Origin of the sequence: Mycobacterium kyogaense (assembly GCF_003254575.1) — a bacterium.
Lineage (GTDB): Bacteria > Actinomycetota > Actinomycetes > Mycobacteriales > Mycobacteriaceae > Mycobacterium > Mycobacterium kyogaense.
In genome coordinates, this window is the sequence record NZ_QJUA01000084.1 from 1 (window position 1) to 6,102 (window position 6,102).

At 66.1% G+C, this 6,102-nt stretch carries 8 protein-coding genes; 5 read left to right on the plus strand and 3 right to left on the minus strand.

Annotated elements, in window-relative coordinates; all coding sequences use genetic code 11:
- Positions 1 to 67: 67 nt before the first annotated feature.
- From recO to DMB80_RS27480, 3 genes are read left to right on the plus strand one after another with little or no spacing between them, the layout of a single operon-like run.
- Positions 68 to 904 carry a DNA repair protein RecO gene (gene recO, locus DMB80_RS27470; protein WP_111512720.1) on the plus strand — a complete coding sequence of 279 codons (837 nt, stop codon included), beginning with the start codon at positions 68 to 70 and terminating at the stop codon, positions 902 to 904.
- A complete protein-coding gene (locus DMB80_RS27475; RefSeq protein ID WP_111512721.1) occupies positions 837 to 1,733 on the plus strand; it encodes a decaprenyl diphosphate synthase in 897 nt (298 codons plus the stop codon). Before recO ends, DMB80_RS27475 begins: the two co-directional genes overlap by 68 nt.
- Positions 1,733 to 2,143: a hypothetical protein gene (locus tag DMB80_RS27480; protein ID WP_111512722.1), complete on the plus strand. Its 411-nt coding sequence runs from the start codon at positions 1,733 to 1,735 to the stop codon at positions 2,141 to 2,143. Before DMB80_RS27475 ends, DMB80_RS27480 begins: the two co-directional genes overlap by 1 nt.
- 12 nt (positions 2,144 to 2,155) lie before the next feature.
- Here DMB80_RS27480 and DMB80_RS27485 read toward each other — a convergent pair whose 3' ends face one another.
- Positions 2,156 to 3,418: an MCE family protein gene (locus DMB80_RS27485; protein WP_111512723.1), complete on the minus strand. Its 1,263-nt coding sequence runs from the start codon at positions 3,416 to 3,418 to the stop codon at positions 2,156 to 2,158.
- A gap of 123 nt (positions 3,419 to 3,541) precedes the next feature.
- On the opposite strand from DMB80_RS27485, the gene DMB80_RS27490 reads away from it, so the two are divergent.
- Entirely contained in the window at positions 3,542 to 3,727 is a 186-nt protein-coding gene (locus DMB80_RS27490; protein WP_111512724.1) for a hypothetical protein, read from the plus strand.
- A gap of 4 nt (positions 3,728 to 3,731) precedes the next feature.
- Here the strand turns inward: DMB80_RS27490 and DMB80_RS27495 are convergent, their stop codons facing one another.
- Both DMB80_RS27495 and DMB80_RS27500 read right to left on the minus strand, forming a co-directional pair.
- A complete protein-coding gene (locus tag DMB80_RS27495) occupies positions 3,732 to 4,130 on the minus strand; it encodes a Fur family transcriptional regulator (protein WP_111512725.1) in 399 nt (132 codons plus the stop codon).
- Positions 4,127 to 4,492 carry an ArsR/SmtB family transcription factor gene (locus DMB80_RS27500; RefSeq protein WP_111512726.1) on the minus strand — a complete coding sequence of 122 codons (366 nt, stop codon included), beginning with the start codon at positions 4,490 to 4,492 and terminating at the stop codon, positions 4,127 to 4,129. Before DMB80_RS27500 ends, DMB80_RS27495 begins: the two co-directional genes overlap by 4 nt.
- A gap of 87 nt (positions 4,493 to 4,579) precedes the next feature.
- Between DMB80_RS27500 and DMB80_RS27505 the strand changes: the two genes are divergently transcribed.
- Positions 4,580 to 5,971, plus strand: a complete 1,392-nt coding sequence (locus DMB80_RS27505) for a glycine--tRNA ligase (protein WP_111512727.1) — start codon at positions 4,580 to 4,582, stop codon at positions 5,969 to 5,971.
- Positions 5,972 to 6,102 lie beyond the last annotated feature (131 nt).

A 6,102-nucleotide genomic window follows, 5' to 3' on the forward strand; every position in this document is an offset into this window, starting at 1 on the left:
CCATCAGTGACCAGAGTATCGGCGCTGCGAACCCGATATCCATCCCGAACAGTGGAAGACTGGTCGGATGCGTCTGTACCGGGACCGAGCGGTGGTGCTCCGTCAGCACAAGCTCGGGGAAGCCGATCGCATCGTGAGCCTGCTCACGCGCGATCACGGGCTGGTACGCGCGGTGGCCAAGGGGGTGCGGCGCACCCGCAGCAAGTTCGGGGCGCGATTGGAACCGTTCGCGCACATCGACGTTCAGCTCTATCCCGGCCGCAATCTCGACATCGTCACCCAGGTGCAGGCGATCGACGCGTTCGCCTCCGACATCGTCAGCGACTACGGCCGCTACACCTGCGCATGCGCGATGCTCGAGACGGCCGAGAGGATCGCCGGTGAGGAGCACGCGCCGGTGCCCGCGCTGCATCGTCTCACCGTCGCCGCCCTGCGTGCGGTCGCCGACGGAGCCCGACCGCGCGAACTCGTGCTCGACGCCTATCTGCTGCGCGCGATGGGCGTCGCCGGGTGGGCGCCGGCACTGACCGAATGCGCCCGGTGCGCCACGCCGGGTCCGCACCGGGCCTTCCACGTCGGTGCAGGCGGCAGCGTGTGCGTGCACTGCCGGCCGTCGGGTTCGGTCACACCGCCCCAGGGTGTGCTGGACCTGATGGCCGCCCTCTACGAGGGCGACTGGGAGCACGCGCAGACCTCCACCGCGGCGCACCGCAGCCAAGCCAGCGGACTGGTGGCCGCGCACCTGCAGTGGCATCTGGAGAGACAGTTGCGAACACTGCCCCTCGTGGAGCGGGTGGACAGAAAGACCGGGCAGACCATCAGGCAGGATATGGCGCATGGCAACGGAACGGAGCGGGAGGCGGAGGGGCAAGAACAGCTACCCACAGCTGCCCCCGGCGCCTGAGGACTATCCGACGTTTCCGGACAAGTCCTCCTGGCCGGTGGTCTTCCCCGAATTGCCGCCCCGCACCAACGGCAAGTTCGCCCGCCCTCCGCAACACACGTCCAAGGAGGCCGCCCCGCAGATCCCGGCCGACCAGGTACCCCAGCACGTCGCGGTCGTGATGGACGGCAACGGTCGGTGGGCCACCCAACGTGGACTGGGCCGCACCGAAGGCCACAAGATGGGCGAAGCGGTGCTGATCGACATCACCTGCGGCGCGATCGAGCTGGGCATCAAGCACCTCACGGTGTACGCGTTCTCCACCGAGAACTGGAAGCGCAGCACCGAAGAGGTCCGGTTCCTGATGGGCTTCAACCGCGAGGTGGTGAGGCGCCGCCGGGAGAACCTCAACGACATGGGCGTGCGCATGCGCTGGGTGGGGTCGCGGCCCCGGATGTGGCGCAGCGTGATCAAGGAGTTCGACATCGCCGAGGAGATGACGGTCGACAACGACGTCATCACGATCAACTACTGCGTCAACTACGGCGGGCGGACCGAGATCGTGGAAGCCGCTCGTCAACTGGCCCAGGAGGCGGTGGACGGCAAGATCAATCCGAGCCGGATCACCGAGGCAGGCTTCGCCAAGCATCTGCACCGGGCCGACATCCCCGACGTCGACCTGTTCATCCGCACCTCGGGTGAGCAGCGGGCCAGTAACTTCCTGCTCTGGCAGGCCGCCTACGCCGAGTACGTGTTCCAGGAGAAGCTGTGGCCCGACTACGACCGCCGCGACCTGTGGGCGGCGTGTGAGGAGTACGTCCACCGCAACCGACGCTTCGGGCGAGCCTGATGGAGCTCGTCGAACGGCTCCCGGTGGTGTTGGCAGACATCCTGCCGGTGCAGCGCGAGGACGACGGCGCGGTCACCGTGCCGCACGAGCAGACGTTCGCATCGCTGCGGGTGGTGACGATCGCCGAGGATCTGGAGCTGGTGTCCCTGACGCAGGTGCTGGCCTGGGATCTGCCGCTGACCGCCGCGGTGCGGGCCGAGGTCGCCAAGCATGCCCAGGACACGCTGCTCGGCACGGTGTCGCTGGTCGAGAAGATCGGCGCGAAGGGTGCGGGCGGCGCGCGCAAGACCGGAGACGTGCTGCTGCGCTACAACTTCCCGGCGGCCGGGCTGACCGACGACGCGCTGCGCACGCTGATCCTGATGGTGCTGGCCACCGGCGCCGACGTGCGGCGCGCGCTCGTGGCCTAGCGGTGCAGCGGATCAGGGGTTGATGGTGTGTTCACCCAGTTGCCGGCCCCAGATGTATTCACTCGCAGAGGGTCGTCCCACGTCGAGGTGGTTGTAGGGCGCGATGGACGCGCCGGTGTCCATCACGAGATAGGGCGCCGGGAAAAGGTCTCGGGTGATGGGTTGCCAGCACCCCGGCCGGCCCTCAGGGCCGCCTCGAGCATTGACCCGCGGGAGATTGTCGGGGTAGACGTACGGGTTCGGTGCCCCGAGGAGAATGTCGTGGAGCTTCAGGCTGTAGCCGTTGGCGCCGCCACCGAATCGAGAGAATTTGGGTGCGGTGTCGTGAAAGTTCCGAATGGTGCAGAACAACGCCGGACTGTTCCTGTCGAGCGTTTCACTGGTCGGAATCAGATCGGTCAAGGTTCGCCGCACGAACGGAGCGCCACGTTCGAGGACGTCGCCGCCGTTGGCGCCGAATCCCACGGCAGCCAGGAGTGTGAGGTCAAGATCCTCGCGCTGTGCGGTCAGTGTGCGCGCAGTCGTGACTGCGTTGTCGAGCGCGGTCAAAAGATCGGGCGCGGCCCGGACGTACTGTTCAGAAAGATCGGCTAACAGCTCGATATCCTGGTCAAGCGCACCCATCTGTGAATTGATTTCTGCAAGAACGGTATTCGCGTCGACGATGGATTCACCGATTCGATCGCCCGAGCCGTTGATCGCGCGGGCCGCAGCTGTCAGCGTCGCATTGAGCTTCACGGGATCGATCTGCTGAGCGATCGCGGTGGTGGTCTCGAATAGCGTGTTGAATTCAGTTGTCACCGCCGTGACCCGGGTTTCTCCGACATCGCCTAGTCGGGCCGCGACAGGCTGCCGGGGGGCGCTGATGGACACGTACTTGTTGCCGAAGATCGTGCTGGAGACGATCCCGACGTCAGCGTTGGCGGCAATCAGGCCGACGTAGGCGGGATCGATGTCGAGCGTCAGCCGAGCAGCCGGAACGCCTCCGTCGTCGATGTGGGCAACATCCCTCACCCGCCCCACCGTGACGCCGTTGTAGGTGACCCGCGCTCCCCGGTCCATCGCCAAGCCCGAGCGATTCGTGATGAGTCCGACGGATACGGCCGGAGTGAAGGCGCCCTTGAACTGCATCATCACCAGGGCGACCACGACCGTCGCGCACACCGCGGAAACGCCGGCCGCCGTCCGGACCGGAGGGTCTGTGCGCCATCGGATCAACCGACGCTGCCAGTAAGAACGCACGTGACGCCTCTCGTTGATGTAGTCGACGCTCATCCGAACCGACCGAACTCGGCACTGAGCGATCAAGATCATTACACGCAACCAACCGGTCGGTTGAGTCATGTGTTGAGGGTCACGAGACACCGACGAGTTCCAGTCCGAGCTAGGGTCGGCTAGGTGCGCATCGCCCTGATCTTCGCCGGTATCGTCGTCGCGCTGTTCGGCACTCTGTTCACCCTGCAGGGTGTCGGCGTGGTCGGCGGCAGCCCGATGAGCAACACCACGACGTGGTCGGTGCTCGGCCCGATCATCGCGATCGTCGGAATCGCTGTCGCGGTCCTCGCGTGGCGCAGGGGCCGCTAGTCAGTCAGTTGCCAGTCGCCCGGCAGCGGTCGCACACCCCAAAGATCTCGATCGTGTGGGTGACATCGGAGAAGCCGTGGTTGCGCGCGATCTCGGCCGCCCACGTCTCGACCTCGCCCGCGGAGATCTCCACGGTGGAACCGCACTCCCGGCACACGAGGTGATGGTGGTGGTGTTGCGAGCACAAGCGGTAGACGGATTCGCCGGTGTCGGTGCGCAGCGTGTCGACCGCGCCTGCGGCGGCCATCTGCTGCAGCGTGCGGTAGACCGTGGTCAAGCCGACGCCCTCGCCCCGTTTGCGGAGTTCGTCGTGCAGCTCCTGCGCCGATCGGAAGTCATCGAGGTTCTCCAGCAGGGCGGCCAAGGCGGCGCGCTGGCGCGTCGAGCGAACGGCGCCGGTCACGGCGCCTGCTCCTCGTCTTCGGCCGCGTGCGTGACGGCGGCGACGACGATCTCGGCAAGATGGTCGTCGACGAGGCGGTAGAGCACCTCGCGGCCGGATCGTTCGCCGGCGACCACGCCGGCAGACTTCAGGATGCGTAAGTGCTGGCTCACCAACGGCTGCGGCACATCGAGCGCGTCGACCAGCTCGTGCACGCATCGAGCTTCGCGGTGCAGTTGCAGCACGATCGCGATACGGACCGGAGCGGCCAGCGCCCGCAGCAGATCCCCGGCCGTGTCGAGGACCGCCCGCGACGGCAGGTCGGAAGGCGGGGTGCCGGTGTGGTCGTGCTGCTCGCCATCGATACTGGAAACGGTTTTCATTAGGGCCCACGATACATGCAGACCCGTGCATGTCAATCGGATCCCGTCGCGCAAGGCGGGGTCCCGACCTCGCTACGCTGTGAACCCGTGGCTCCGACTTCGATCATCGACACTGTTGCAAACCTGGCCAAGCGGCGCGGTCTGGTCTTCCAGTCCGGTGAGATCTACGGCGGGACCAAGTCGGCGTGGGACTACGGCCCGCTCGGCGTCGAGCTCAAGGAGAACATCAAGCGGCAGTGGTGGAAGTCCGTGGTCACCGGCCGCGACGACGTCGTCGGTCTGGACTCCGCGATCATCCTGCCGCGCCAGGTGTGGGTGGCCTCCGGCCACGTCGAGGTGTTCAACGACCCGCTGGTGGAGTGCATGAACTGCCACAAGCGGCACCGGCAGGACCACCTGCAGGAGGCATACGCGGCCAAGAAGGGCCTCGACGATCCAGAAGCCGTCCCGATGAGCGAGATCGTCTGCCCGGACTGCGGGACCAAGGGCCGCTGGACCGAGCCCCGCGACTTCAACATGATGCTCAAGACCTATCTCGGCCCGATCGAGTCCGAAGAGGGTCTGCACTATCTGCGGCCGGAGACTGCGCAGGGCATCTTCGTCAACTTCGCCAATGTGGTCACCACCGCACGCAAGAAGCCGCCGTTCGGTATCGGCCAGATCGGCAAGAGCTTTCGCAACGAGATCACCCCGGGCAACTTCATCTTCCGCACCCGCGAGTTCGAGCAGATGGAGATGGAGTTCTTCGTCGAGCCGTCGACGGCGGTCGAGTGGCACCAGTACTGGATCGACACCCGGCTGCAGTGGTACATCGACCTCGGTATCGACCGCGACAACCTCCGGCTCTACGAGCACCCCAAGGAGAAGTTGTCGCACTACTCCGACCGGACCGTCGACATCGAGTACAAGTTCGGGTTCTCGGGCAACCCGTGGGGCGAGCTCGAAGGCGTGGCGAATCGGACCGATTTCGACTTGTCCACGCACGCAAAGCATTCCGGGGCTGATCTGAGCTTCTACGACCAGGCCAGTGACACCCGGTACACGCCGTACGTCATCGAGCCGGCAGCCGGTCTGACCCGCTCGCTGATGGCGTTCCTCGTCGACGCCTACACCGAGGACGAGGCGCCCAACGCCAAGGGCGGTGTCGACAAGCGCACGGTGCTGCGGCTGGACCCGCGGTTGGCGCCGGTCAAGGTGGCGGTGTTGCCGCTGTCGCGGCACGCGGATCTCTCGCCCAAGGCGAAGGATCTGGCCGCCGAGTTGCGGCGTTCGTGGAACGTCGAATTCGACGACGCGGGCGCGATCGGCCGCCGCTATCGCCGCCAGGACGAGATCGGTACCCCGTACTGCGTGACCGTCGACTTCGACTCGCTGGAAGACCACGCTGTGACGATCCGTGAGCGGGACGCCATGACGCAGGAACGGGTGGCGCTGTCCGAGGTGTCGGACTACCTGGCCGTCCGCCTCAAAGGCTGCTGAGTTTCTCCGGCGAGCAGACATGAACTCGCGCGACACGCCGCGTGACACGCGCGAGTTCGCGTCTGCTCGCGCAGAGGGGTCTGGCCCTTATACACAACTGACCATGCCGACGCTAAGCAGAGTGTAAGACC

Coding starts and splice junctions, on each gene's coding strand:
- DMB80_RS27475 (WP_111512721.1), top strand. CDS start 837: ATGGCAACGGAACGGAGCGGGAGGCGGAGGGGCAAGAACAGCTACCCA.
- DMB80_RS27485 (WP_111512723.1), bottom strand. CDS start 3,418: ATGAGCGTCGACTACATCAACGAGAGGCGTCACGTGCGTTCTTACTGG.
- recO (WP_111512720.1), top strand. CDS start 68: ATGCGTCTGTACCGGGACCGAGCGGTGGTGCTCCGTCAGCACAAGCTC.
- DMB80_RS27480 (WP_111512722.1), top strand. CDS start 1,733: ATGGAGCTCGTCGAACGGCTCCCGGTGGTGTTGGCAGACATCCTGCCG.
- DMB80_RS27500 (WP_111512726.1), bottom strand. CDS start 4,492: ATGAAAACCGTTTCCAGTATCGATGGCGAGCAGCACGACCACACCGGC.